The 24816-nt window shown below is 65.9% G+C and carries 23 protein-coding genes and 1 pseudogene; 6 read left to right on the top strand and 18 right to left on the bottom strand.

Features of this window, described 5'->3' with window-relative positions; all coding sequences use genetic code 11:
• Window positions 1-2 precede the first annotated feature (2 nt).
• From mftC to mftA, 3 genes are read right to left on the bottom strand one after another with little or no spacing between them, the layout of a single operon-like run.
• Window positions 3-1166 (bottom strand): mycofactocin radical SAM maturase, encoded by a 1164-nt coding sequence (gene mftC, locus AC5Y39_RS12970; protein ID WP_500020239.1) that lies wholly within the window; start codon window positions 1164-1166, stop codon window positions 3-5.
• Window positions 1163-1432: a mycofactocin biosynthesis chaperone MftB gene (mftB, locus tag AC5Y39_RS12965; protein ID WP_500020241.1), complete on the bottom strand. Its 270-nt coding sequence runs from the start codon at window positions 1430-1432 to the stop codon at window positions 1163-1165. The genes mftC and mftB overlap by 4 nt, the downstream gene beginning before the upstream one ends.
• A gap of 2 nt (window positions 1433-1434) precedes the next feature.
• Complete coding sequence (gene mftA / locus AC5Y39_RS12960; protein WP_499912319.1) at window positions 1435-1530, bottom strand: mycofactocin precursor MftA; 96 nt, start codon at window positions 1528-1530, stop codon at window positions 1435-1437.
• Window positions 1531-1617: 87 nt separating this feature from the next.
• Here mftA and mftR point away from each other — a divergent pair.
• From mftR to AC5Y39_RS12945, 3 genes and pseudogenes are all read left to right on the top strand, one after another.
• A pseudogene (gene mftR, locus AC5Y39_RS12955) lies at window positions 1618-2190 on the top strand (mycofactocin system transcriptional regulator MftR); the annotation flags it as partial.
• Window positions 2191-2329: 139 nt separating this feature from the next.
• On the top strand, window positions 2330-2848 hold the full coding sequence (locus AC5Y39_RS12950) for an RNA polymerase sigma factor (RefSeq protein WP_500048225.1): 519 nt from the start codon (window positions 2330-2332) through the stop codon (window positions 2846-2848).
• Complete coding sequence (locus AC5Y39_RS12945) at window positions 2845-4119, top strand: VOC family protein (RefSeq protein ID WP_500020245.1); 1275 nt, start codon at window positions 2845-2847, stop codon at window positions 4117-4119. Before AC5Y39_RS12950 ends, AC5Y39_RS12945 begins: the two co-directional genes overlap by 4 nt.
• Before the next feature lie 121 nt (window positions 4120-4240).
• Here the strand turns inward: AC5Y39_RS12945 and AC5Y39_RS12940 are convergent, their stop codons facing one another.
• The 8 genes from AC5Y39_RS12940 to AC5Y39_RS12905 form a co-directional block, all read right to left on the bottom strand.
• Complete coding sequence (locus AC5Y39_RS12940; RefSeq protein ID WP_500020247.1) at window positions 4241-5425, bottom strand: NAD(P)/FAD-dependent oxidoreductase; 1185 nt, start codon at window positions 5423-5425, stop codon at window positions 4241-4243.
• Between the two features lie 65 nt (window positions 5426-5490).
• Entirely contained in the window at window positions 5491-6336 is an 846-nt protein-coding gene (locus tag AC5Y39_RS12935) for a mycofactocin-coupled SDR family oxidoreductase (RefSeq protein ID WP_500020249.1), read from the bottom strand.
• A gap of 148 nt (window positions 6337-6484) precedes the next feature.
• Complete coding sequence (locus AC5Y39_RS12930) at window positions 6485-7342, bottom strand: SHOCT domain-containing protein (protein ID WP_500020251.1); 858 nt, start codon at window positions 7340-7342, stop codon at window positions 6485-6487.
• A 287-nt stretch (window positions 7343-7629) separates the two neighbouring features.
• A complete protein-coding gene (tuf, locus tag AC5Y39_RS12925; protein ID WP_499912332.1) occupies window positions 7630-8820 on the bottom strand; it encodes an elongation factor Tu in 1191 nt (396 codons plus the stop codon).
• Between the two features lie 246 nt (window positions 8821-9066).
• Window positions 9067-11172 carry an elongation factor G gene (gene fusA / locus AC5Y39_RS12920; RefSeq protein WP_500020253.1) on the bottom strand — a complete coding sequence of 702 codons (2106 nt, stop codon included), beginning with the start codon at window positions 11170-11172 and terminating at the stop codon, window positions 9067-9069.
• Window positions 11173-11248: 76 nt separating this feature from the next.
• Entirely contained in the window at window positions 11249-11719 is a 471-nt protein-coding gene (gene rpsG, locus AC5Y39_RS12915) for a 30S ribosomal protein S7 (protein WP_499912338.1), read from the bottom strand.
• Complete coding sequence (rpsL, locus tag AC5Y39_RS12910) at window positions 11719-12093, bottom strand: 30S ribosomal protein S12 (RefSeq protein ID WP_424745522.1); 375 nt, start codon at window positions 12091-12093, stop codon at window positions 11719-11721. Before rpsL ends, rpsG begins: the two co-directional genes overlap by 1 nt.
• A 263-nt stretch (window positions 12094-12356) precedes the next feature.
• The gene (locus AC5Y39_RS12905) at window positions 12357-12905 is read right to left on the bottom strand and encodes a TetR/AcrR family transcriptional regulator (protein WP_499912349.1); all 549 of its coding nucleotides are present in this window, start codon (window positions 12903-12905) and stop codon (window positions 12357-12359) included.
• Window positions 12906-13114: 209 nt separating this feature from the next.
• Between AC5Y39_RS12905 and AC5Y39_RS12900 the strand changes: the two genes are divergently transcribed.
• Window positions 13115-13480 (top strand): DUF3060 domain-containing protein, encoded by a 366-nt coding sequence (locus AC5Y39_RS12900; RefSeq protein ID WP_500020255.1) that lies wholly within the window; start codon window positions 13115-13117, stop codon window positions 13478-13480.
• A gap of 82 nt (window positions 13481-13562) precedes the next feature.
• Here AC5Y39_RS12900 and AC5Y39_RS12895 read toward each other — a convergent pair whose 3' ends face one another.
• The 5 genes from AC5Y39_RS12895 to AC5Y39_RS12875 are packed head-to-tail and all read right to left on the bottom strand — an operon-like array spanning window position 13563 to window position 18541.
• Complete coding sequence (locus AC5Y39_RS12895; protein ID WP_500020257.1) at window positions 13563-14327, bottom strand: crotonase/enoyl-CoA hydratase family protein; 765 nt, start codon at window positions 14325-14327, stop codon at window positions 13563-13565.
• Complete coding sequence (locus AC5Y39_RS12890) at window positions 14324-15064, bottom strand: PaaX family transcriptional regulator C-terminal domain-containing protein (RefSeq protein WP_500048224.1); 741 nt, start codon at window positions 15062-15064, stop codon at window positions 14324-14326. The genes AC5Y39_RS12895 and AC5Y39_RS12890 overlap by 4 nt, the downstream gene beginning before the upstream one ends.
• 1 nt (window position 15065) lies before the next feature.
• Window positions 15066-16004 carry a crotonase/enoyl-CoA hydratase family protein gene (locus AC5Y39_RS12885; protein ID WP_500020261.1) on the bottom strand — a complete coding sequence of 313 codons (939 nt, stop codon included), beginning with the start codon at window positions 16002-16004 and terminating at the stop codon, window positions 15066-15068.
• Window positions 16001-17629, bottom strand: coding sequence for an acyl-CoA dehydrogenase family protein (locus AC5Y39_RS12880; protein WP_500020263.1), 1629 nt, complete (start codon window positions 17627-17629; stop codon window positions 16001-16003). Before AC5Y39_RS12880 ends, AC5Y39_RS12885 begins: the two co-directional genes overlap by 4 nt.
• A gap of 57 nt (window positions 17630-17686) precedes the next feature.
• Window positions 17687-18541, bottom strand: coding sequence for a CE1 family esterase (locus AC5Y39_RS12875; RefSeq protein WP_500020265.1), 855 nt, complete (start codon window positions 18539-18541; stop codon window positions 17687-17689).
• 336 nt (window positions 18542-18877) lie between these two features.
• Between AC5Y39_RS12875 and AC5Y39_RS12870 the strand changes: the two genes are divergently transcribed.
• Together AC5Y39_RS12870 and AC5Y39_RS12865 are read left to right on the top strand one after the other, a co-directional pair.
• Window positions 18878-19465 (top strand): hypothetical protein, encoded by a 588-nt coding sequence (locus AC5Y39_RS12870; protein WP_500020267.1) that lies wholly within the window; start codon window positions 18878-18880, stop codon window positions 19463-19465.
• A 53-nt stretch (window positions 19466-19518) separates the two neighbouring features.
• A complete protein-coding gene (locus AC5Y39_RS12865; RefSeq protein ID WP_500020269.1) occupies window positions 19519-20061 on the top strand; it encodes a hypothetical protein in 543 nt (180 codons plus the stop codon).
• Here the strand turns inward: AC5Y39_RS12865 and AC5Y39_RS12860 are convergent.
• Together AC5Y39_RS12860 and AC5Y39_RS12855 are read right to left on the bottom strand one after the other, a co-directional pair.
• Entirely contained in the window at window positions 20025-20660 is a 636-nt protein-coding gene (locus AC5Y39_RS12860) for a hypothetical protein (RefSeq protein WP_500020271.1), read from the bottom strand. The genes AC5Y39_RS12865 and AC5Y39_RS12860 overlap by 37 nt on opposite strands.
• Window positions 20661-20823: 163 nt before the next feature.
• The gene (locus tag AC5Y39_RS12855; RefSeq protein WP_500020273.1) at window positions 20824-24783 is read right to left on the bottom strand and encodes a DNA-directed RNA polymerase subunit beta'; all 3960 of its coding nucleotides are present in this window, start codon (window positions 24781-24783) and stop codon (window positions 20824-20826) included.
• Window positions 24784-24816 lie beyond the last annotated feature (33 nt).

The following is a 24816-nucleotide window of genomic DNA, read 5'->3' as shown; positions in this document are numbered from 1 at the left end:
CGCTACACCGGGCTTTCGTTGCACAGGCGCGCCGGCGGGCGGGGCACCAGGGTCAGCGGGACAGGGCCACGCCGCGAATGGTCGCCGCTGGGCCGGGGCACATGTCGAGGCTGTGCCAGCGCGGGCGCTCCATAGCCTTGAACACATTCGGGGTCCGGGCCGTCCATCGGCAGGCCGGTGAAGAACTTCGCGGCCATGCAACCGCCGCGGCAGCTGTCGTAGTGCCCGCAGCTGTTGCACGCTCCGGCTGATTGCGGCTCACGCAGCTCCCGGAACAGCGGCGCGTTCTTCCACACATGGTCGAATCCGCCGTCGCGCAAGACGTTTCCGGCCAGGAAGCGGTCGTGGATAGCGAACGGGCAGGCGTACACGTCGCCGACGGGGTCGATCAGGCACACCACCCGACCGGCGCCGCACAGGTTCAGGCCGGCCAGCGCTCCGGGCGCACCCAGCGGCGACAGGTGGAAGAACGAGTCGCCGGTGAGCACACGCTCACCGTGGTCCACCAGCCAGTGGTAGAGCTGCACCTGCTGCTCTGCGGTCGGATGCAGCTCATCCCACACGTCGGCGCCGCGCCCGGAGGGACGAAGTCTGGTGATGCGCAGCGTCGCGCCGTAACGGCTTGCCAGCGCAGCGAATTCGTCGAGCTGGCCGATGTTGTGGCGGGTGACCACCACCGAGATCTTGGCGTCTTCGAACCCCGCCGCCTGCAGATGATCGAGCGCCCGCAGTGCCATGTCATACGAGCCGGGGCCGCGCACCGCGTCGTTGACCTCAGCGGTGGCGCCGTCGAGCGAAATCTGGACGTCGACGTAATCGCTGGCGGCGAGTTGCTCGGCTCGCGCCCGGGTGATCCGCACGCCGTTGGTGGAGAACTTCACACCGACGTGATGCGCGGTGGCATAGTCGACGAGCTCCCAAAAGTCTTGGCGCACAGTCGGTTCGCCACCGCCGATGTTGACGTAGAAGACCTGCATGCGCTCGAGCTCGTCGATCACGTCCATGCATTGGCGCGTGGTCAGCTCGCGGGGATCGCGCCGGCCCGACGACGACAAGCAGTGCACGCAGGCGAGGTTGCACGCGTAGGTCAACTCCCACGTCAGGCAAATCGGTGCGTCGAGGCCGCGTTCGAACTGCTCGACCAGACGAGGCACGGCCGTCATCACGCCTCCTGGCCGATCAGCATGTCGGAGGCCGCCAGGGTTTCCAACGCGCGAAGGTATGGCCGCTCGGCGCCGTCCTGGACTCCGGCCGCGCGGCACGCGGAGCGAGCATCCGGGTGATCGCCGAGCGACTGCACGATCGTCAGGATCGTCCGGTCCTTGAGAAACGACAGCTTGCGTGTGCCGAAGTGATAGAGCAGCGCACCGAACGGCTCGGGCCGCACCGCGACCTGAGGGTGCAGCCGCCAGCGTCGGGCGGGGTCGAACATGCCTAGTAGACGCCGCACATGCCGTCGATGGAGACCTCTTCGACGAGCGTCTCGGTGACCAAGTCCTCTTCGGTGTGCACCTGAGCGTTGGGTTCCATCGGGCTGCCTTCCTGCTGCTGGGGTATCGACAGACTGCGGTTGAGTCGACAGAATATGGCATCGAGTGCCGTAATGGAAGGGCAGGTCTGGTGCAATCCAGAGTGGGCCGGCGCAGGTCGACCACACGCCACCACATCACCGATGTGGCCATCGACCTGTTCGCCCGCCGCGGGTTTGCCGAAGTCAGCGTCGACGACGTCGCCGAGGCGGCCGGGATCGCCCGCCGGACACTGTTTCGGTACTACCCGTCGAAGAACGCGATTCCGTGGGGCGACTTCGACGCACATCTGCAGCACTTGCGCGAACTGCTGGCTGCCGTCGATCCCGGTGTGCCCGTCGAGCAAGCGCTGCGCGATGCACTGTTGGCGTTCAACACCTTTGACGAATCCGAGACCGCGCGGCACCGATTGCGCATGCAGGTGATCCTGCGAACCACGGAGCTACAGGCGTACTCGATGACCATGTACGCGGGCTGGCGGGAAGTCATCGCGGAGTTCGTCGCCGCGCGGGCCGGCACCAAGCCCGACGACCTCGCACCGCAGACCGTCGCGTGGGCGTTGCTGGCGGTGTCGCTTGCGGCCTACGAGCATTGGCTTGCCGACGAATCGGTCTCGCTGACCGACGCCCTGGGCGACGCGTTCGACGTGATCCGCCCGGGCGGCGAGCTCCCCCTCCCCTCGCGAGCGGGCGTGTCTGTACGGCGACACGCCGCGACAAGCCGTACAACAACGCACGCTCACGCAGAAAAAGTCGGCCATGAGGCGTCGGAGTTCGGCGGCCGGCGGCGACGATAAGGATGTGAGCGCCGAACCCCGCCCGCCCGACGCTCCGCGTGCGCTGCTCGCGCTCTACGACCAGGCGCTGCCCGCGGTCTACGGCTACTTCGTGCGCCGCTGCGGCGATCGGCGCACCGCGGAGGATCTCACGTCGGAGACCTTCCTCGCGGCGATGGACAGCGCACGCAAGGCCGAACCGCCCGACATCAGCGTGCGGTGGCTGATCGGCGTCGCGAGACACAAACTGGCAGACCATTTTCGGCGTGGGCCCGACCGTCATGCCATCTCTGTCGCCGATGTTCCGGAGGCCACGGACCCTACCGACACGTGGGACGCGCAGCTGGACCGCTTGGTCGCCGAGGCCACGCTGCGACGATTGCCCGAGCCGCAGCGCACGGTGCTGGTACTGCGCTACATGGACGACTGCTCGGTGCCCGAGTGCGCGCAACTGATCGGCCGCAGCGTGCATGCCACCGAGGCGTTGCTCGTGCGGGCACGCCGGGCTTTTCGCAATCACTACGAGGAAGGAGGTGCGCGATGACGGATCCGCTTTACGTGCTGCGCGCCAACGACCTTCCGGTGCACCCCGATCCCGAGTTCGCTGCCCGGCTGCGGGCCCGGCTCGAATCCGCACTGTCCCTACCCGCCGGCACAGAAGGAGTTGAGATGAGCGGCACTGCACAGGCCATCGCCGAACTGACCGAACCCGCTGACACGTATGCGCCGCCGCCGCGTCCGGCCGCCCTGCCGTATCTCGCTGTGGCCGACGCGCGCGCTGCCATCGCTTGGTACACCGACGCGCTGGGCGCCGTCGTGGTCGGCGAGCCGATCGTGATGGAGGACGGGCGCATCGGTCACGCCGAGCTGGCCTTGGGCGGCGGCGTGCTCTACCTCGCCGACGAATATCCCGAGCTTGGCCTCAAAGCACCTGCGCCGCAAGCTGTTTCGGTGAGCCTGATGCTGCACGTCGCAGACATCGATGCCGCGTTGGCCCGGGCCCGCGCGCACGGAGCGCAGGTGCAGCGCGATATCTACGAGGGCCATGGTGGCCGCAACGCCACCATCATCGATCCATTCGGGCATCGCTGGATGCTCACCAGCCCGTTGGCCGCACCTGTCGAGACGATTCGGCACGGCGACCTCGGCTACGTCTCGGTGTGGACACCGGACGCCGACCGGGCCGCGGCGTTCTACGGCCACGTGCTGGGGTGGACCTACGACGCCGCCAGGCACATGGTGACCAGCACCGAGCAGCCGGTCGGGATTTTTCCGGTCGACTCCGCACCGACGTTGTTCTGCTGCTACGCGGTCGACGACCTGCAGGCCGCCGCGCAGGCGATCCGCGATGCGGGCGGTCAGCTCGGCGAACAGCAGACGTTCGACTTCGGCACCGTGCTCGACGCCACCGATCCCAGCGGCACCAGGTTCGCGGTCTATCAACCCGTCGGCCAGCCTCCTCGGCCACAGCTCAACGGTGCCGGGCCTGGCGAATTGTCTTATGTCACTTACGAAGTCGAGGACTCAGCGGCGTTCCGCGAGTTCTACGGGCGGGTGCTGGGATGGAGCTTCGAGCCGGGCCGCATCGACGACGGCTGGCAGATCACCGGCACGCACCCGATGGCCGGCGTCGCGGGAGGCAGCGCCGCAGCCACCACCGTGCCGATGTGGACGGTGGCCGACATCGCCGAGGCGGTGGTGCGGGTGCGCGAAGCCGGCGGGACCGTGCTTCAGGAGCCGACGAGGCAGCCCTATGGCCTCATGGCCGAATGCCGCGACGACCAGGGCGGCCGGTTCTACCTCGGGCAGTTTTAGGAGTCACTAGCGGGCGCTGGCACGGGCCGGCACGGGCGCGAGCGTGCGCCGGCGTACGCTCGTGCCGGCGTGTCGGTGCGCAGACACGCACACTCGCGGCAAAGGGGCAAGAGGCGCGCGCTCAGTCCAGCACTTCGGAGATCGGCGCGCCGGCGGCGATCTTGGCCCGCGTCTTCATCACCGCGCCCGGCATACCGCCGCCGACCACGCCGGCCACCACGCCGTCGCGCTCGTAGTACGCCAGGAACTTGCGGCCGTCGTCGCGGACCAGATGCACGACGTCGTCGGCCTCCGGCTCGCCGAGGCACTGGATCTTGACGTCATACTGGTCGCTCCAAAAGTACGGCACCACAACGATATTCGACGGAACCTCCTGGCCGAGCAGTGAGGGCACCAGCACCCGGGCCTGCTCGGTGACGTTGCTCCAGTGCTCCACGCGCGCTTGGTGTCGGGTGGCATCCTGCCAGGAGGCGACGTCGCCGAGCGCCCACACATGCGGTGCGCTGGTGCGACCGACGTGGTCACACACCACCCCGTTGTCCACCTTCACGCCGCTGCCTTCGAGCCAGTCGGTGGCCGGCCGCGAGCCGATTCCGACGACGACGAGGTCGGTCTGCAGCTCGGACCCGTCGGTCAGCACGACCTTGTCGACCCGGTCGCCCCCGGAGACGGACTCGACGCCCAGACCCGTGCGCACGTCGACACCCTCGGCACGGTGCAGCCGCGACACCAGCGCCCCGATCTGCTCGCCCAGCACCGACGCCAGCGGCTCAGGTTGCGGTTCCACCATCACGACGTCGATGCCGAGTCCACGCAGGCTCGCCGCCACCTCACAGCCGATGAACCCGGCACCCACTACCACCGCGCGCTTGGCTGCCGCGGCCTCTGCCCGCAGCGCCATGCTTTCGTCGAACGACCGCAGGACATGGATGCCCGCCAAGTCCGGAAAAGACGGAATCCGCCGCGGCACAAGGCCAGTCGCGATCACCGCTTCGTCGTACTCCAGCTGCGACCCGTCCTCCAGCGTCACCGTCTGATTTGCCGTGTCCAACCTGCGCGCCGCCGATCCGAGCAGCAGCGTGATGTCGTTCTCGTCGTAGAACTCTCGCGGCTTGAGGGCCGTGTCGTCCATCTCGCTGCGCAGCACCTGCTTGGACAGCGGCGGACGGTCATAGGGCAGGTGGACCTCGTCGCTGACGATCGTGATGGGCCCGTCGAAGTCACACCGCCGCAGCTGTTCGGCGGTACGCGCGGCCGCCAATCCACCACCGACGATGACTATCCGTTTGCTCACGTAACGGTTCATACACGATCACCCGGCGCGGGAGTAGCTCTCCCCTGCCCTACTCGCCGGTAGCCGACGCCGACGGGTCAGTACTTCAGCACGCCGCGGTCGACGGGAATCTGGACACCCGATAGCGTCGCTGAGCCGTCGCCGGCCAGCCACGCGACGACGTCGGAAACCTCTTCTGGCGTCATGAATTCATTGCGATGCCGCTTGCCGCCAACATCTTTGGGGTTCAGCGGCATCGGTGCGAAGCTGTGCAGGAAGCTCGGGTGATTTTTGAAGAGCTCCATCATCGCCTCGCGCTCGATCATCGGGGTGTCGATCGAATACGGGTGAATGGAGTTCACCCGGATGCCGAACTCACCGACTTCCAGCGCCAGCGAGTTCGTCAGCGCCACCAGACCATGCTTGGACGCCGCATAATGACCATTGCCCGGCGTGGCCTTCAGCCCCGCCGACGAGCTGACGATGATGATCGAGCCGCCGTTGCCGGCCTCGATCATGGCCGGAACCGCGGCGCGCAGAGTGCGCCAGGTGCCCGACAGGTTCACGTCGATGACTGTGTCCCACTGCTCTTCGGTCAGCTCCCACAACCGGCCCCAACTGAGCACGCCCGCGTTGGCGACGAGGATGTCGAGCCGGGCGAACTGCTCGACGCCGTCGGCGACCACCTGCCGCAGGGCGGCGGCGTCGCGGATGTCGACATGCCGAGCGAGGATTTTGCGGCCCGCCGCCTCGACGCCCTGTACCGTCTCGTCGAGGTCTTCGGGGGTCGCGAGCGGATAGGTGATCGACGGTGACACCGGCCCGCAGATGTCGATGGCGATGATGTCCGCGCCCTCGTGAGCCAGCCGTATCGCGTGCGCGCGACCCTGACCCCGCGCGGCACCGGTGACGAACGCGACCCGTCCCTCGAGTGATCCAGCCATTCGGTCAGGCTAGCAGCGAAACTGGAACGTGTTCTAGCGGGGTTTGACGGCGATCACCGCGATCGCGGCGAGTTTTCCACGGTGTGTCCGGAAGGTACGCCTAAGTTGCTGCCAATTGCGAGTCCCGGCTGCATCGCTCGGCGAACTGTCAGATCTCGGAGATGATCTGAGACCGCTTGGATTTGTACTCTTCTTCTGTCACTGCACCGGTGGCACGCAGCGTCTCGAGTTCCTGTAGCCGCTGCGAGATCGACGCCTGCGGCGGCGCGAAACTCGGCGACGCCACCGGCGGCGGTGCGACCGAAGGCGTTGCGACGGTGGAGGCGGCGGGCGCGGGTGGTGCCTGCTGGGCTACCGCGCGCCGCACGATCGCCTGAATTTGCTGCCGCAGAACAGGGTTCGACCGGATGTCGACCATGCGGTTCAACGGTATGCCATTGGTCTTGAGCAATCGCAGAATCTCTATCAGCGGACCGGCTTGCCCGGACAGATCGTACGTCTTGTTGTCTTCGGCGACGGTGAACTGAGCCGGCACTAGACCATTGACCAAAGCGCTTCGCTCCCAATCGATTTGGAATTCATTGGTGGCGGGGTCGACGAGTACGACGAGTTTGCGGGCATTGAAGTTGCCCAACCGTGTCACGGACGCGATGACGCGATCGTGCGCGTCGAACGCAGCGATGCCAGGCCCTTCGATGTGCAGGTCGAGCTTCACCAGCGGTTGATCGTTGATGCGGGTACCGGTTTCGCCGATACCGGTGATGTGAGCCAACGCGAGCACACCGGTCTGTTCCAAAGCTGCTGTCTTGGCAGCGGATTTCGCGCTGAAGTTGGCCATTGCCAATGCGATCAACACGTCCGCGGCCGTGATCAATAGACCCACGAAGAACATCCACCGGAGAAGGCTTGATTGGCCGGTGGCGAAGTACACCGCCAGGAAGATCGGCCCGACCAGGCCGCCGCACAGCAGGACGATTACTTGGGACTTCAGGTACCGCGCAAACATCGGGCGTGCTCCTCACCGCCCCCCTTGCGTGTCAGATTAGCTGTAGGACGGACATTTCGCGGTGATTGTTGACGGGTCAGCCCGAAAGCTGGCGCATGGACGACCCGAGTGTCTGCCAACCGTGGGAGTCATTAGACGGCGCCACCGGTCGGTGGCTGGCGTTCGGTGCGAATTAGCCTGCCCGCCAATGGAATTCACGGTGGAGGCCGCGTGGGGTATCGGTGACGTGAGCAAAGCCAAACGGCGCCCACCCGTTCGGATGAGCGCCGTTTGGCGTGATGCTTGTACTACTTGATGATCTTAGTGACCCGGCCGGCGCCGACGGTGCGGCCGCCCTCGCGGATCGCGAAGCGCAGGCCCTCGTCCATCGCGACGGGCTGGATCAGCTTGACGTGAATGTTGGTGTTGTCGCCCGGCATCACCATCTCGGTGCCCTCGGGCAGCGTCACCACACCGGTCACGTCGGTGGTGCGGAAGTAGAACTGCGGGCGGTAGTTGTTGAAGAACGGCGTGTGCCGGCCACCCTCGTCCTTGGACAAGATGTACACCTGGCCCTCGAACTCGGTGTGCGGGGTGGTGGTGCCGGGCTTCACGACAACCTGGCCGCGCTCGACGTCCTCACGCTTCACGCCACGCAGCAGCAGACCGACGTTGTCGCCGGCCTGGCCCTGGTCGAGCAGCTTGCGGAACATCTCCACACCGGTGACCGTGGTCTTGGTGGTGTTCGGACGGATGCCGACGATCTCGACTTCCTCGTTCACGTTGATCACGCCGCGCTCCACACGACCGGTGACCACGGTGCCGCGGCCGGTGATCGTGAAGACGTCCTCGACGGGCATCAGGAACGGCTTGTCGGTCTCGCGGACCGGGTCCGGGATCGACTCGTCGACGGCCTCCATGAGCTCCTCGACGCTCTTCACCCACTTCTCGTCGCCCTCGAGCGCCTTGAGCGCCGAGACGCGCACGACCGGAGCCTCCTCGTCGAACTCTTGGGCGGCCAGCAGCTCGCGGACCTCCATCTCGACGAGCTCCAGCAGCTCCTCGTCGTCGACCGCGTCGGCCTTGTTCAGCGCCACGAGGATGTAAGGGACACCCACCTGGCGGGCGAGCAGCACATGCTCGCGGGTCTGCGGCATCGGGCCGTCGGTGGCGGCGACCACCAGGATCGCGCCGTCCATCTGGGCGGCGCCGGTGATCATGTTCTTGATGTAGTCGGCGTGGCCCGGAGCGTCGACGTGCGCATAGTGACGCTTTTCGGTCTGGTACTCCACGTGGGAGATGTTGATCGTGATGCCGCGCTGACGCTCCTCAGGCGCATTGTCGATCTGGTCGAATGCGCGCGACTCGTTCAAATCGGGATACTTGTCGTGCAGAACCTTGGTGATTGCTGCGGTCAGCGTGGTCTTGCCGTGGTCAACGTGACCAATGGTCCCGATGTTGACGTGCGGCTTCGTCCGCTCGAACTTCGCCTTCGCCACTGTGTTGTCCTCCTGGACTTCTGTTGGTGCTTGCTAATGAAGCAGGGTTGATCTTTGCAGTTGTTGTTCGGCGCCCGACGACCGGGTTACTGACCCGTCGCCTTCGCGATATCTATTGCTCGACTCCGGGCCAGCTCCGCTCCTCGGCCGCAAGCGGCCTCGATGCTCACTGACCCGTCGCCTTCGCGCTATTTTTTCCTCGACTCCGGGCCAGCTCCGCTCCTCGGCCGCAAGCGGCCTCGATGCTCACTGGCCCGTCGCCTTCGCGATGATTTCCTTCGACACCTGCGCCGGCACTTCGGCGTAGCTGTCGAACACCATGGAGTAGTTCGCCCGGCCCTGGGTCTTCGACCGAAGGTCGCCGACGTAGCCGAACATCTCCGACAGCGGCACATGTGCCTTGACGACGCGAGCGCCGCCGCGCTCCTCCATGGCCTGGATCTGACCACGGCGGGAGTTCAGGTCGCCGATCACGTCGCCCATGTAGTCCTCGGGCGTGGTGACCTCGACGGCCATGATCGGCTCGAGGATCACCGGATTCGCTTGTTGCGCAGCTTTCTTCAGCGCCTGCGACCCGGCGATCTTGAACGCCATTTCCGACGAGTCGACCTCGTGGAAGGCACCGTCGAGCAACGTGACCTTCAGATTCACCAGCGGATAGCCGGCCAGCACGCCGTACTGCATCGCGTCCTGCGCGCCGGCGTCCACCGACGGGATGTACTCCCGCGGGATCCGGCCACCGGTGACCTTGTTCTCGAACTCGTAGGTGGCACCGTCCTCGCCGACGAACGGCTCGACGCTGATGATCACCTTCGCGAACTGGCCGGAGCCACCCGTCTGCTTCTTGTGCGTGTACTCGACGTTCTCCACCTTGCGGCGGATGGTCTCCTTGTACGCCACCTGGGGCTTGCCGACGTTGGCCTCGACCTTGAACTCGCGGCGCATACGGTCCACCAGGATGTCGAGGTGCAACTCGCCCATGCCGCCGATCACGGTCTGACCGGTCTCCTGATCCAGGTGCACCTTGAAGGTCGGATCCTCCTCGGCCAGCTTCTGGATCGAGGCCGACAGCTTCTCCTGGTCGCTCTTGGTCTTGGGTTCGATGGCCACCTCGATCACCGGATCGGGGAACGTCATCGACTCGAGCACCACCTGGTCATTCGGGTCAGAAAGCGTGTCACCGGTGGTGGTGTCCTTCAGCCCGATCACCGCGTAAATGTGGCCGGCGCTTGCCCTTTCGACCGGGTTCTCCTTGTTGGAGTGCATCTGAAACAGCTTGCCCAGCCGCTCTTTCTTGCCCTTGGTCGCATTGATCACCTGCGAACCCGAGTCGACCGTGCCCGAGTACACGCGGATGTAGGTCAGCTTGCCGAAGAACGGATGCGTGGCGATCTTGAATGCCAGCGCGGCGAACGGCTCGTCGACGCTCGCGGTGCGGACGACCTCTTCGTCTTCCTTGCCGGGGCGGTGCCCGATCGCCGGCGGCACGTCCAGCGGCGACGGCAAGTAGTCGACGACCGCGTCGAGCATCGGCTGCACGCCCTTGTTCTTGAACGCGCTGCCACACAACACCGGATAGATCTCCGAGTTGATGGTCAGCTTGCGGATCGCACCCTTGATCTCGGCGACGGTCAATTCCTCGCCGCCGAGGTACTTCTCCAGCAGCTCTTCATCGGACTCTGCAACGATCTCCAGCAGCTTGGTGCGGTACTCCTCAGCCTTTTCCGCGAGGCCGGCCGGGATGTCGACGACGTCGTACTTCTCGCCGAGCTTGGTCTCGGCGCTCCACACCTTGGCGTTCATCTCGACCAGGTCGACGACGCCCTCGAACTCGCTTTCCGAGCCGATCGGCAACTGGATCGGCACCGCATTGGCGCCGAGGCGCTCCTCCATGGTGCGCACGGAGAAGTAGAAATCGGCGCCGATCTTGTCCATCTTGTTGACGAAGCAGATCCGGGGCACGTCGTACTTGTCGGCCTGGCGCCACACCTGCTCGGACTGCGGCTCCACGCCTTCCTTGCCGTCGAACACCGCGACGGCGCCGTCGAGCACGCGCAGGTTGCGCTCCACCTCGACGGTGAAGTCGACGTGCCCGGGGGTGTCGATGATGTTGAGCTGGTTTTCTTTCCAGAATGTGGTGGTGGCAGCCGAGGTGATCGTGATCCCTCGCTCCTGCTCCTGCTCCATCCAGTCCATGGTGGCGGCGCCGTCGTGCACCTCACCGATCTTGTAGTTGATGCCGGTGTAGTAGAGGATGCGCTCGGTCGTCGTGGTCTTACCGGCATCGATGTGCGCCATGATGCCGAAGTTGCGTACCTTGCTCAGGTCGGTCAGCACATCTTTCTGTGCCACAGAAGTCTCACTCTTTCGGTTGCGTTGTTGGCTTGGTTGGCGGTGCGCTCGCTACGGGCCGAGGGCCTGGCGAACATCACCAGCGGTAGTGCGCGAAGGCCCGGTTCGCTTCAGCCATCTTGTGGGTGTCTTCGCGCCTCTTCACAGAGGCACCCAGCCCGTTGCTGGCGTCGAGAATCTCGTTGGCCAGCCGTTCGACCATCGTCTTCTCCCGACGCTGCCGCGAGTACCCCACCAGCCAGCGCAGAGCGAGCGTGGTGGAGCGGTCGGGACGCACCTCGACGGGAACCTGGTAGGTCGCACCACCGACGCGGCGGCTGCGGACCTCCAGCGCGGGCTTGACGTTGTCGAGAGCGCGCTTGAGCGTGACCACCGGATCGGTACCGGTCTTTTCGCGAGCCTGCTCGAGCGCACCATAAACAATGCGTTCGGCCAGCGATTTCTTCCCGCGCATCAAGACTTTGTTCACCAGTTGGGTGACCAGCTGCGACCCGTAGACCGGATCGTTGACCAGCGGACGCTTGGGCGCGGGCCCCTTGCGCGGCATCAGCTCTTCTCCTTCTTGGCCCCGTAACGGCTGCGCGCTTGCTTGCGGTTCTTCACACCCTGGGTGTCCAGCGAGCCGCGGATGATCTTGTAGCGCACGCCAGGGAGGTCCTTCACACGACCGCCACGCACCAGCACCATCGAGTGCTCCTGCAAGTTGTGGCCCTCGCCGGGGATGTAGGCGGTGACCTCGACCTGGCTGGTCAGCTTCACGCGCGCGACCTTGCGAAGTGCCGAGTTCGGCTTCTTCGGCGTGGTGGTGTACACGCGGGTGCACACGCCGCGGCGCTGCGGGCTGCCCTTGAGCGCCGCGGTCTTCACCTTGGCGATCTTGTCCTGGCGCCCTTTGCGGACCAGCTGCTGGATGGTTGGCATCTACCGGCTTTCTCTGTTGCGTCTTTACGTCTGTACTGCGGTTTCGCCTGGCTCGGTCACCCCGAGGCCGGGCGTGTCGCATGCGTCCGCCGCGGTCTCGACCTGTCATCGGGGACATGCGAATTGGCCCGGCGTGCGGGCATGCGATACCGCAGGCGCCTTATCTGCCAGGCACGGACGACTACGATACCAGGGCCGGCACAGTCGAAACAAACTCGTCGGCCGCCCCTAAGCGCAGGTCACCGGGCGTCTGCGTGCGTCGCCTACCGCTTCTCCATCCCAGTCGCGAGCCGCAACACCATGTCGGAGAACACCGCGTCGACGTCGACGTCGGCCATCACGCCGGTCATCTCCAGCAGCACGAATCCGTGCAGCGCCGCCCAGAACTCGAGTGCCGCATGGAACGCCTCGTCGCCGTCGAGCCCGTAGGACGCCAGCACTGCGATGACGGGTTCGGCCGCGGCGCGTGCCACTGCGGTGAACTCCGGGTCGTCGCCGCCGTCCAGCGGCATCCGCGTGAACGCCGAGTACCGGCCCGGGTGATGGTGCGCGTAGCTGCGGTAGGCGCCGGCCATCACGAGCACGGCGTCGTCGCGGGTTCTACCCTGCCCGACCGTCCCGAGCATCTCAATGATGTCGCCGACGACGCGCTTGCGCACCGATCGGCGCAGGTCGTCGAGGCTGGCGACGTGGTTGTATAACGACGGACCCTTGGTGCCCAGCTGGGCGGCCAGTGCATTGATGGTCAGCGCATCCCAGCCTTCACGGTCGAGGAAGGTCAGTGCGGCGTTGACGATCACGTCGCGGCTCAGCTTGGTCGACCGGCCCCCGGATTTCTGCGGCGTCCGGCCCGCCCCTCGGGCCCGGCCCGCCGGCCGCGCCTCCGGTTCAGCTGCCACGGCAGGAAACTCTAGTCGTTCACGCGACTGGACCAGCCAGGCGACGCCGCGCCAACTTCTATCGCAGCGGGCGGCTACGTGGGTACGCTTTGCCGGTCGGGACGTGCGCAAAGGGGGCGACGATGACGCGAACCGTTGCATGTTGCACCGCCGCGGTGTGCTTGACGTTCTCGGTGGCCGCAATGCCAACGGCACATGCTCGCGGCGAAGGCGACACGCACATCACCGGCGTCAGCATCCAGACGACCATCGACTGCAACAACGGCACGCTGTTCGTCAACGGATCGTGGAACACGATCACCGCGTCGGGCGTCTGCTACGCGGTCACCATGCAAGGCTCCGGCAATGTCGTGATCGCCGACACCATTACCGACGACATCACCGTCTACGGCTCCGATCAGACCGTGATGTTCCACAACGGCGACCCCTACATCCTCGACCGCGGCCGCGAACTCGGGATGACCAACCGGATCGACAAGGTCCCCTGATCCCCTTGCGCCGAGCGTGCGTGTCGCGCCAGTGACACGCCGCGTCGGGTGGCATTCAGCGCACGGTCGCGCCGGCTGAGCGCTACGCCGGTGCGCCGTGGCGGCCCGCACCGGCGGCGAACCGCCCCGCGCCTTCGAGCGCTTCGGCCGCCACTCGCGACAAGCTGCCGAACTCGAAGTCCAGCGCCTCCTTCTCCGACAGGCCCCACTGGTTGAGCAGCGACAGCCGGTCCGAGCGCATGCACTGCTGCGGCAACGTGGCGAGCTCAGCAGCCAACTGCTCGGCGGCTTGGCGTGCTTGCCCTCTCGGCACCACGCGATTGGCCAGCCCAATCTGATAGGCCTCCGCGGCGTCCACCGGCCGGCCGGTGAGGATCATGTCCATGGCCCGGCTATGGCCGATCAGCCGCGGCAGCCGAATCGTGCCGCCGTCGATCAACGGCACGCCCCAGCGGCGGCAGAAGACCCCGAACACGGCGTCCTCCTCCGCGACCCGCAGGTCACACCACAGCGCCAGCTCCAGCCCACCTGCGACCGCGTACCCGCTGACGGCCGCAATCACCGGCTTGGACAAGACCATTCGCGTGGGGCCCATCGGTCCCGGCCCCGTGCGGTGGGTGGCGTTGGCCTCCGGTGTGCCGAACGCCTTGAGATCGGCACCCGCACAGAATGTTCCGTTGTCGCCCCACAGCACAGCCACCGATGCGCCGTCGTCGGCATCGAACTCTTCGAACGCGGCCACCAGCTGCGCGGCCGTCGGGCCGTTGACGGCGTTGCGCGCAGCGGGCCGGTTGATGATCACCGTCGTCACCGGCCCCTGTCGTTCCACGTGAACTTCGTCGGTCATGACGATGCCTCCATAAAGTGTTGGGTCCGGTGACGACGGGCCGCCAGCTCGTCGGCAAAGCGGAAGTAGCTGTCCCGCAACGAGTTCGCGGGCCAGTCCAGCGGCAGCAGTTGCTCCGGTAGGACCGGGTCGGTGAGCAGGTGGCGCACCATGCCGGCGGCGGCGACGAACCGGCCGGGTGTGTCCGTCGCCGCGGCCATGTCGTCGAGCAGCTGGGTCGCGGTCTGCGCCCACCGCGGCAGGTCCCACAGCTGGCGTGCCAGGTCGACCGGGTCGTCGTCGCGCGAATGCAGCACCCGCACTCTGCTGGTGATGTCACTGGGAAGCGTGATGTCGAGGTTGTCGGGCCGCAGCCACACCCCTTCGCGAAGCTCGCCAAACCGGTTCTGCTGCAACGATGTTCGCAGCGATGCGCGGGTCCGGGGATCGGTGCCGATGCTCGTGATCACCAGCGTGGTCCAGGTACCGTCCCAGGGTTTGACATGGGGCCGCATCGCCTCGTCCTGCCGCCGCTGGCGGGCAAGCAATCGGTCCGACAAGCGATAGCCGTCGGCGGAGCGGACCAAATCGCCCGTCGCGACCAGCCTGGTCAGCGCGACCCGCACCGTCGATTCCTTCAACCCGAAATCTGATGTCAGCGTGAGCAATTCGGCAGCGGTAGCCCACGCCGGATGCGCTCCCAGCAGTACGCTCAGTACCACCGAGCGTGCGGTCATCCGGTTGAGCGTCTCTGCCATATCAGACTTGCGATGCCCTCCGGCCGTAGTCGCCGAACGGCTCGTCGCGGTGGCGCACCGCCTCGCGGAACCCGTGCTCTCGTGCGTCGGCGACGAACGCGTGACCCTGAGGGGTGTGGCGTGCGATGCCGTCGAACACGGTGGAGATCATCGCGCTGTTGGCCACGCCCTGGTTGTACAGCGCGCTGTTCATCGCCAGCTTCACCATGATCAGCTGGTTGACGGGGACGGCGGCGATGCGCTGAACCAGCCGTTCGGTGCGCTCGTCGAGATCCTTCGGATCAGGAGCTTCGACCGCCAGGCCCCACTCGGCAGCTTGGGCGCCGGTGATGCAATCACCGGTCAGCAGAAGGCGTTTCGCGCGTTGATCGCCGAGCCGGTGCGCCCACATGCCGGCCGCCGGCACGCCCCACACGCGGGTGGGCGGGTAGCCGATCTTGGCGTCGGCCGCGGCGATCACCTGGTCGGCATGCAGCGCGATGTCGGTGCCGCCGGCCACGCAATAGCCGTGGATCTTCACGACCGTCGGCTTGTCGGCATGCATCAGACTCGAGAAGCCGCGGACGAAGCGGCTCATCATCTGGTAGTCGATCATCGGATCCCACGGCTGATTCGGCAGATGGTTGATCGCCTGGGTCTTGCCGTCGAGCACCGTGCCCTTGTACGCACTTCCCCCTCCGGCCGACGAGTACCCCTCCGCGTACGCGCTCAAATCGAAACCGGCGCAAAACCCTTCGCCTCGGCCGGACACCAGGATCACGTGCACGTTCGGATCGAGATCGGCACGCTCGACCAATGCCGACAGTTCCAACGGCGTGTCGGCGACGATCGCGTTGCCTTTTTCGGGGCGGTTGAACGTGATTCGGGCGACCCGGTCGGTGACCTCGTAGGTCATCGTTTTCAGGTTGTCGAAGTCGACGGGGCGAATCGCGTGAGTCATCCCTTGACCAGCGCGCGTTCGATGATCGGCGCAACGTCCAGACCGGTCGGCATGGTTCCGAACGCACCACCCCAAGCCCCGCCCAGCCGCGTCGCCAGGAAAGCCTCGGCCACCGCGGGATGGCCGTGCCGCACCAGCAGCGAGCCTTGCAGCGCCAGGCAGATGTCCTCGGCCACCTTGCGGGCGCGGTACTGGATCGTGTCGAGGTCTTGTAATTGCGGCTTGAGCTGCTCGACGTGCTCGTCCAGGCGCCGGTCGTGGCCGGTTGTGTTCGCCAGCTCGTCGAACAGCACGTCGACACACTCCGGGCGAGTTGCCATGGCGCGCAACGTGTCCAGTGCGCTGACGTTGCCGGAGCCCTCCCAGATGCCCATCAGCGGAGCTTCGCGGTACAGCCGCGCCATGCCGAAATCCTCGACGTAGCCATTGCCGCCCAAGCATTCCATCGCCTCGGCGGCATGCGGGGTGGCGCGCTTGCACACCCAGTACTTGGCAGCGGCCAACCCGATGCGGCGCAACAGCTTCTCGCGTTCGTCGCCGCGCACCGCGTTGTCGGTGGCACCGGCCATCCGCATCGCGATCATCGTCGCCGCCTCCGCCTCGACCGCCAGATCGGCAAGCACGTTGCGCATCAGCGGCTGGTCAATCAGATAGGCGCCGAACGCTTTTCGATGCTGTGCGTGGTGGATGGCGCGGGCCAGTCCGTTGCGCATGCTGGTGGCGCTGCCCAGTGTGCAGTCGAGCCGGGTGAGGTTGACCATCTCGATGATCGTCGGGACACCGCACCCCTCCTCGCCAACCAACCATGCTGTGGCGCCGTCGTATTCGACCTCGCTGGAGGCGTTCGCGTGATTACCGAGCTTGTTCTTGAGGCGCTGCAACAACATTCGGTTGCGGGTGCCGTCGGGAAGAATCCTTGGCAGGAAGAAACAGCTCAGGCCCCCGGGAGCCTGGGCCAGCACGAGGAAGATGTCGCACATCGGCGCGGAGGTGAACCATTTGTGCCCGGTGAGGGTGTAGCTGCCGTCGGCGTTGCGGGCGGCCTGGGTGGTGCCGGCGCGGACGTCGGAGCCGCCCTGCTTCTCGGTCATCGACATGCCTGCCGTGATTCCGGCCTTGGTGGTGGGCACCTTGAGCTCGGGATCGTATTCGCGACTGGTCAGCAGTGGCTCGTAGACGGCGGCCAGCTCCGGGTTGCAGCGCAGCGCCGGCACCACGGCATACGTCATCGAGATCGGGCAGATGTGCCCCGGTTCGGGCGTCCACACAGAGGTCTTGGCCGCGCGCACGACGTGCGCACCCGGCCGGTCGTCGGCCCACGGGGCGGCGTGCAGGCCGTGCCCAATGGCGACCCGCATCAACTCGTGGTAGGCCGGGTCGTACTCGACCTCGTCGATGCGGTGCCCGTACCTGTCATGGGTGTGCAGGATCGGGCGGTTGCGGTCGGCCAGCTCGCCCCAGCGCTGCGCCTGTGCGGAGCCGGCGAGCGCGCCGAGCTCGGCGACTTCGTCGAGACCCCACTGCCCGCCCTCGCGGATCAGCGCCTCGACGAGGACGGGCGACGTGGCGGGGTTGTAGTCCTCCAGCGGCGGTACCTGGTTGGTGACGATATGCGTGTCGGGCATGCCGCAATGTTACATTTTTCCGACGGCCGCACAAGATGCGTAACAGTCGTGTGGTGATCACGCCGCGCGCGGATGCCCGGCGAAGAACTCCCACAGCCGCTGCGTCGCAAACGGCGGCCACTCATGGCGCCCGCCATCGACCGTGATCAGCGTGACGGCGCGGTTGTCGGGGCAGGCCGCGCTTGAAGTGGTGACCGCCCCGTCAGTGGTGACGACGGGCTCGCCGCACCCGTCGACGCGCCGCCAGAAGGCGTTGACCTCCGGCACCGGGGGCCCGTTGACGCGGGCCACCCCTTCACCTGGGCCGCCCTCGAAGCGGATCAACCGGTCGGCGGTGCCGTGGATGTGCATCACCGATGTGGGGTGGGGCTCGTCGCAGGGGTCGAGCTGGGTGGCGGAATCAGGGCCGATCGCGGCGAAGACGTCGGTGTTGCAGGCGAGCGTGTAGCTCATCATGCCGCCGTTGCTGATGCCGGTCGCGTAGATGCGGTTGCCGTCGATGCCGACGTCCCTGCTCACTTCGCGCACCATCGCGGTGACGAAGGCGACGTCGTCGATGCCGTCGCGGCTGGGTTTGCCGCAGCACCCGTGGACGTTCCATGCCCGCGCTATGCCGTCTGGATACGCCACCACGAATTTCGCGCTGTCGGCCAATTCGTCCCAGCCGTAAGCTCTTTCGGCTTGCTCGGCGCTGCCGAATCCGCCGTGAAGCATCACCACCAACGGCGCTGAGCCGGGCAGCCCCGCCGGCCTGTGCACTCGGTACGAGCGTTCCAGGCCGCCGACGTTGACCGTATGCACGCTGGTGCCGTCCGGGAAGCTGGTCGCCGGTTCGGCTGAGCCGTGCGGGGCGGCCGAGCATCCGGCGACCACAGCGACCGCGGCCATGATGCTGAGCGCTCGCACAAGCATGCTCACCACGGTACGTGGAGAAATCCTCGAGACTGCCACGCGCGGCCGACCAGCCATTCGCCGAGCGTGAGCGCACTGCGACATTTCGCTGGAAATCTCGCAGCCAGCTCACGCTCGGTGGAACGGAAAGAGGCCCCGGGATGGGTCACACTCGTGCTGCCACGGCGCTAGTACCTCTGGGTCAACCACAGTGTCAGCGCAACCAATTTGGTGCTGAGTGCATTACCGCGCGGTCATCGGGGCTGTCATCCTCGGCGCCGTGGGTGGTCTTCGCTCATCCCCTCGACCCGGCGGCAACGCATTAACTGCACCCTAACCAGCGACTAGCTTGAGGGGATGGAGCGCATGGAAAGCGAAGGCAGCACGATTTCAGGCCATGACGCTGAAAAGGGTGGTCAGTCAGTTGTCGGTGAAGTGCCGGTGGAGGAGCAGCTGGTCTTTACGGAGAAGGTGTTCATCAACTTCGTCAACAGCACCCGCCAGTGGGTGAACGTCAAGGTATTTGCGTTGCCGAGCGGTGATGTCGATGACAGGCGGGTGCTCGAGTTGCTGACGCGGCACGCGCGCTACCGCGACAGCTACGCCGGCACCGGCGACAAGGACATGGAAATCATCCACGGCCCCTACTGGCTGAGAGCCATTACACCCGAATCGTTCATGCGAGTCGATACCGCAGACGCTGAGGCGCTGCTGCGGACGTGGGCCGAGTACAACGCACCACTGCCGGAAATTACCCGCCGGCAGATGGAGACCGGACTGTATCCGCGCATGCGCGCGGCCACCAGCATCTATCAGCTGGCCGACCTGCGTGCCACCGCGGAATACGACTGGGGCGACGTGGTGGGAGTTTCGGGGTTCTACGAATTCGTGTCAATCGACCGCAATGCACGCACCGCGGCGTTAGTGGTCGCCAGCGATGATTGATAGCAGCCGTTTGGAAACGTTCACCAAGATTGGCGGTGGGAGTGTGCGTTTCAATGGATGACGGTGTGTGCAATCAGCTGTCGGCTGAAGTGCCGGCAGAGGAGCAGCTCCCATTTCAGGGCGCGGTGTTCATCAACTTCCTCAACAACACCTACCAGTGGGTGGACATCAAACTGTTTGCCTTGCCGCCCGGTGACGTCGACGACCGCCGCCTGTTGGAGCTGCTGACGCACCATGTGCGCTACCGCGACAGCTACGCGGGCACAGGCGACAAGGATATGGAAATCCTTCACGGCCCGTACTGGCTACAGGCAATCACACCCGAATCCTTCAACCAGGTGAGCGCCGCCGACGCCGAGGCACTGTTGCGCACCTGGGCCGAATACAGCGCAGCACTGCCCGATTCGGTTCGCGCGCAGATGGAAACCGAACTGTATCCGCGCCTGCAGTCTGCCACGATCTATCAGCTGGCCGACCTGCGCGACACCGCCGAGCACGACTGGGGAAGCGTGGTGGGTTTGACCGGATTCCACGAGTTCGTGCTGATCGACCGCGGCGCTCACTCGGTGGCGTTGGTGGTCGCCAGCGACGACTGATCACCCAGGCTGCCGAGAAACCCGTGATAAACCGCATCAGATAGTGCGTCGACGTCCTCGGCGAAGCGGTACCGCTGATCGACGTCCACGAAGACGTTGTGGATGATCAGCAGACCAGCGTGCGGCCGATCCGACCCCGCCACATAGTTGCTGTGTTGCATCCACACCGCCCGTCCGCCTAGGTGGAATGTGCCGCCGCTACGCACAGCGGCCGTCCATCTCCTCGGCGGCACCGGCAACACTCGCGTGCTGATGTCCACGGCGTGCAGGTCGCGTAGCGTGCCCGCGGCATTGATCATCACGTCCCCGAAACCGGGCCAACCGGTGAACGCGAACACGCTGACCGTTTCGCTCGCATCCCAGCCACCGTCGGCGCGCTGCCCACTGACTGCTATTCGAGCCAATGCCCTTCCGCGATCACCGATTTGGGCCAGGTGCCAGTCCGTCGGCACCGGCAGCCGCCGCACCCACGCTGGCGCCGCGCCAGCATCCAGTGCGACCAGATCAACGATCTCCTCGTCGGACTCAAGCGCACGCACCAGCGAGGAGGCCGCCATCAACCGAGCCCACTCGCCATCATTCTGATCCTCACTGGCCATGGCACCGACACTAACCACAGCTCGTCTGCGCTCAAGCCGACCCAGCCATTCGCCGAACGTGAGCGCACTGCGACATTTCGCTGGAAATCTCGCAGCCAGCTCACGCTCGGCGCAAAGACAAAGAAGAGCCCCCGGGGGATACCGGGGGCCCTTCTCAGGCGGACTAGCGGTAGTCGCTGTACCCGTAGTCGTCCAGCGGCACCGCGGCGCCGGTGCTCTGGCCGAAGTCCGGGCTGTAGTACTGATCCTCGTAGCTGGGGATCGTGTACGCAGCGGCCCGCGCCTCTTCGGTGGGCTGCACCTGGATGTTGCGGTACCGGTTGATGCCCGTACCGGCCGGGATCAGCTTGCCGATGATCACGTTCTCCTTCAGACCATTCAGCTTGTCGCTGCGGCAGTTGATCGCCGCATCGGTGAGCACCCGAGTGGTCTCCTGGAACGACGCTGCCGACAGCCACGAGTCGGTAGCCAATGAGGCCTTGGTGATGCCCATCAGCACCGGACGGCCGGCCGCCGGCTCGCCGCCCTCGGCCACCACCCGACGGTTCTCGGCCTCGAACTCCGAACGCTCCGTCAACGACCCCGGCAGGAACTCCGTCGAACCCGAGTCGATGATCGTCACGCGCCGCAGCATCTGCCGCACGATCACCTCGATGTGCTTGTCGTGGATCGACACGCCCTGCGCCCGGTACACCTCCTGAACCTCGTGGGTCAGGTGCAGCTGCACCTCGCGCGGGCCCTGCACACGCAGCACCTCGTGCGGGTCGGCCGAGCCTTCCATCAGCTGATCGCCCACCTCGACGTGGTCGCCGTCGCGCAGCAGACCCTCGGTGCCGTCCTCGTGGACGACGGCCTTGAGCCGGCGGTTACGCACCGGGATCTTGTCGTAGACGACTTCCTCGCTGCCGTCGTCAGGAACGATCGTGATCTTGTAGAACTTCTCGTCCTGCTCGACGCGGACCCGGCCCGACACCTCGGCGATGGGAGCCTTGTCCCGCGGCACGCGGGCCTCGAACAGCTCCTGCACGCGCGGCAGACCACCGGTGATGTCTTGGCCACCGGTGACGCCACCCTGGTGGAACGTCCGCATGGTCAGCTGTGTGCCGGGCTCGCCGATCGACTGCGCGGCCACGATGCCCACCGCCTCGCCGATGTCGACGAGCTTGCCGGTGGCCATGGAACGGCCATAGCACATCGCACAGACGCCGTTGGCAGACCCACACGTCAGCACCGAGCGCACTCGCACCGACGAAATGCCATGTGCCAGAAGCAGATCGATCGCTGGGTCACCGAGGTCGTGGCCCTTCTCGACGAGCACGTTGCCATTGGCGTCGACGGCGTCTTCGGCCAACGTCCGTGCGTACGCCGACGTCTCGACGTACTGATCCTTGACCAGCGAGCCGTCGGGCTGCACCTCGGCGAGCCGCACTGTGATGCCACGCTCGGTGCCGCAGTCGTGCTCGCGCACGATCACGTCCTGCGACACATCCACCAGACGACGGGTCAGGTAACCCGAGTCGGCGGTACGAAGAGCGGTGTCGGCCAAGCCCTTTCGGGCACCGTGGGTGTTGATGAAGTACTCCAGCACCGTCAGGCCCTCGCGGAACGAGGACTTGATCGGACGCGGGATGTATTCGCCCTTCGGGTTGGTCACCAGACCCTTCATGCCGGCCAGCGTCCGCGTCTGGGTGAAGTTACCGGTCGCACCGGACTCGACGATCGTGATGATCGGGTTGTCCTCGGGGTAGTGCGACCGCAGCGCCTCACCCACCTCTTCGGTGGCGTCCTGCCAGATCTTGACCAGTGCATCGTGACGCTCGTCTTTGTTCAAAGCGCCACGCTGGTACTGCTTTTCGATCCGGTCGGCTTCCTTCTCGTAGCGCTCCAGGATCTCCTGCTTCTCCGGCGGCACCAGCACGTCGGCCATCGACACGGTGACACCCGAGCGGGTGGCCCAGTAGAAGCCGGCGTCCTTGAGCTTGTCGACGGTCTGCGCGACAACGATCATCGGGTACCGCTCCGCCAGGTCGTTGATGATCCGAGCCTGCACCTTCTTGTGCATCTGCTCGTTGACGAACGGATACCCATGCGGCAGTAGCTCGTTGAACATCACCCGGCCCAGCGTGGTCTGGATGGTCCACGCATCACCCGGCTTCCAGCCTTCGTCACCGAACAGCTGGGCCTCCAGCTCCGCCGGCGGGCGCAGTTGGCTCAGACGAACCTTGATGGGTGCGCGCACGGACAGCGCGCCGCGGTCCATCGCCATGATCGCCTCGGCCGGCGAGCTGAACACGCCCTGCTCCGGCGAATCCTTTGTCGCAGGCTGATATTCGCCCTTGTCGCCCGGAACCTCGGTGGTCAGGTAGTACAGCCCCGTGACCATGTCCAGTCGCGGCATGGCCAACGGCTTGCCGGAGGCCGGCGACAGGATGTTGTTCGACGACAGCATCAGGATGCGAGCCTCGGCCTGCGCCTCCGCCGACAGCGGCAGGTGCACGGCCATCTGGTCGCCGTCGAAGTCGGCGTTGAAGGCCTCGCACACCAGTGGGTGCAGCTGAATTGCCTTGCCTTCCACCAGCATCGGCTCGAACGCCTGAATGCCGAGGCGGTGCAGCGTCGGGGCACGGTTCAGCAGCACCGGGTGCTCGCTGATGACCTCTTCGAGCACGTCCCACACCTGCGGACGCTGCCGCTCGACCATCCGCTTGGCGCTCTTGATGTTCTGCGCGTGGTTGAGGTCGACCAGCCGCTTCATGACGAACGGCTTGAACAGCTCGAGTGCCATCAGCTTGGGCAGGCCGCACTGGTGCAGCTTGAGCTGCGGGCCGACGACGATCACCGAGCGGCCCGAGTAGTCGACGCGCTTGCCGAGCAGGTTCTGACGGAACCGGCCCTGCTTGCCCTTGAGCAGATCCGACAGCGACTTCAGCGGACGGTTGCCCGGCCCGGTGACCGGACGGCCGCGGCGACCGTTGTCGAACAGCGCGTCCACCGACTCCTGAAGCATGCGCTTCTCGTTGTTGACGATGATCTCGGGCGCGCCCAGATCGATGAGTCGCTTCAACCGGTTGTTGCGGTTGATCACGCGCCGATACAGGTCGTTCAGGTCGGAGGTCGCAAACCGGCCGCCGTCCAGCTGGACCATCGGGCGCAGTTCCGGCGGAATCACCGGCACCGCGTCGAGCACCATGCCCATCGGCGAGTTGCCCGACTGCTGGAACGCGGCGACCACCTTGAGGCGCTTCAACGCACGAAGCTTCTTCTGCCCCTTGCCACTTCGGATGACCTCGCGCAGCGAATCCGCCTCGGCGTCGATGTCGAAGTTCTCGATCAACTTCTGAATGGCTTCCGCGCCCATCGAGCCGGTGAAGTACTCGCCGTAGCGGTCGACGAGCTCGCGGTAGAGCACCTCGTCGACGATCAGCTGCTTGGGGGCCAGCTTGGTGAACGTCGTCCAGATCTCTTCCAGCCGGGCCAGCTCACGCTGCGCGCGGTCACGGATCTGCCGCATCTCCCGCTCGCCGCCGTCGCGCACCTTGCGCCGCACGTCGGACTTGGCGCCCTCCTCCTCGAGCTCCTTGAGGTCGGCCTCGAGCTTTTGGGCGCGGGCCTCCAGGTCTGCGTCGCGCTGATCCTCGATGGTCTTCTTCTCGCGCTCCATCTCGGCTTCGAGCGTGGACAGCTCGTTGTGGCGCATCTCGTCGTCGACGGCGGTGATCACGTACGCCGCGAAGTAGATGATCTTCTCGAGGTCCTTGGGCGCCAGATCGAGCAGGTAGCCCAGACGCGACGGGACGCCCTTGAAGTACCAGATGTGCGTGACGGGCGCGGCCAACTCGATGTGGCCCATCCGCTCACGGCGCACCTTGGCGCGGGTCACCTCGACGCCGCAGCGCTCACAGATGATGCCCTTGAACCGGACGCGCTTGTACTTGCCGCAGTAGCACTCCCAGTCGCGAGTCGGCCCGAAGATCTTCTCGCAGAACAGGCCGTCCTTCTCCGGCTTGAGCGTGCGGTAGTTGATGGTCTCCGGCTTCTTGACCTCGCCGTAGGACCACTGACGAATGTCGTCGGCGGTGGCCAGGCCGATCCGGAGCTCATCGAAGAAGTTGACGTCTAACACGTAACTCCCTTTCCCCTTTCGGGATTAGAAATT

The organism is Mycobacterium sp. NGS39 (genome assembly GCF_059812765.1).
This window is presented reverse-complemented; position numbering and strand designations above follow the sequence as displayed.

Excerpts from the sequence above, each read along its gene's own strand:
- mftB (WP_500020241.1), bottom strand. The coding sequence starts at position 1,432 with ATGTTCGACCCCGCCCGACGCTGGCGGCTGCACCCTCAGGTCGCGGTG.
- AC5Y39_RS12860 (WP_500020271.1), bottom strand. The coding sequence starts at position 20,660 with ATGGCCAGTGAGGATCAGAATGATGGCGAGTGGGCTCGGTTGATGGCG.
- rpsG (WP_499912338.1), bottom strand. The coding sequence starts at position 11,719 with ATGCCGCGCAAGGGGCCCGCGCCCAAGCGTCCGCTGGTCAACGATCCG.
- AC5Y39_RS12865 (WP_500020269.1), top strand. The coding sequence starts at position 19,519 with ATGGATGACGGTGTGTGCAATCAGCTGTCGGCTGAAGTGCCGGCAGAG.
- AC5Y39_RS12900 (WP_500020255.1), top strand. The coding sequence starts at position 13,115 with ATGACGCGAACCGTTGCATGTTGCACCGCCGCGGTGTGCTTGACGTTC.
- AC5Y39_RS12890 (WP_500048224.1), bottom strand. The coding sequence starts at position 15,064 with ATGGCAGAGACGCTCAACCGGATGACCGCACGCTCGGTGGTACTGAGC.
- AC5Y39_RS12870 (WP_500020267.1), top strand. The coding sequence starts at position 18,878 with ATGGAGCGCATGGAAAGCGAAGGCAGCACGATTTCAGGCCATGACGCT.
- AC5Y39_RS12875 (WP_500020265.1), bottom strand. The coding sequence starts at position 18,541 with ATGCTTGTGCGAGCGCTCAGCATCATGGCCGCGGTCGCTGTGGTCGCC.
- rpsL (WP_424745522.1), bottom strand. The coding sequence starts at position 12,093 with ATGCCAACCATCCAGCAGCTGGTCCGCAAAGGGCGCCAGGACAAGATC.
- AC5Y39_RS12940 (WP_500020247.1), bottom strand. The coding sequence starts at position 5,425 with ATGAACCGTTACGTGAGCAAACGGATAGTCATCGTCGGTGGTGGATTG.
- mftA (WP_499912319.1), bottom strand. The coding sequence starts at position 1,530 with ATGGAACCCAACGCTCAGGTGCACACCGAAGAGGACTTGGTCACCGAG.
- AC5Y39_RS12885 (WP_500020261.1), bottom strand. The coding sequence starts at position 16,004 with ATGACTCACGCGATTCGCCCCGTCGACTTCGACAACCTGAAAACGATG.
- AC5Y39_RS12935 (WP_500020249.1), bottom strand. The coding sequence starts at position 6,336 with ATGGCTGGATCACTCGAGGGACGGGTCGCGTTCGTCACCGGTGCCGCG.
- AC5Y39_RS12880 (WP_500020263.1), bottom strand. The coding sequence starts at position 17,629 with ATGCCCGACACGCATATCGTCACCAACCAGGTACCGCCGCTGGAGGAC.
- AC5Y39_RS12895 (WP_500020257.1), bottom strand. The coding sequence starts at position 14,327 with ATGACCGACGAAGTTCACGTGGAACGACAGGGGCCGGTGACGACGGTG.
- AC5Y39_RS12930 (WP_500020251.1), bottom strand. The coding sequence starts at position 7,342 with ATGTTTGCGCGGTACCTGAAGTCCCAAGTAATCGTCCTGCTGTGCGGC.
- AC5Y39_RS12945 (WP_500020245.1), top strand. The coding sequence starts at position 2,845 with ATGACGGATCCGCTTTACGTGCTGCGCGCCAACGACCTTCCGGTGCAC.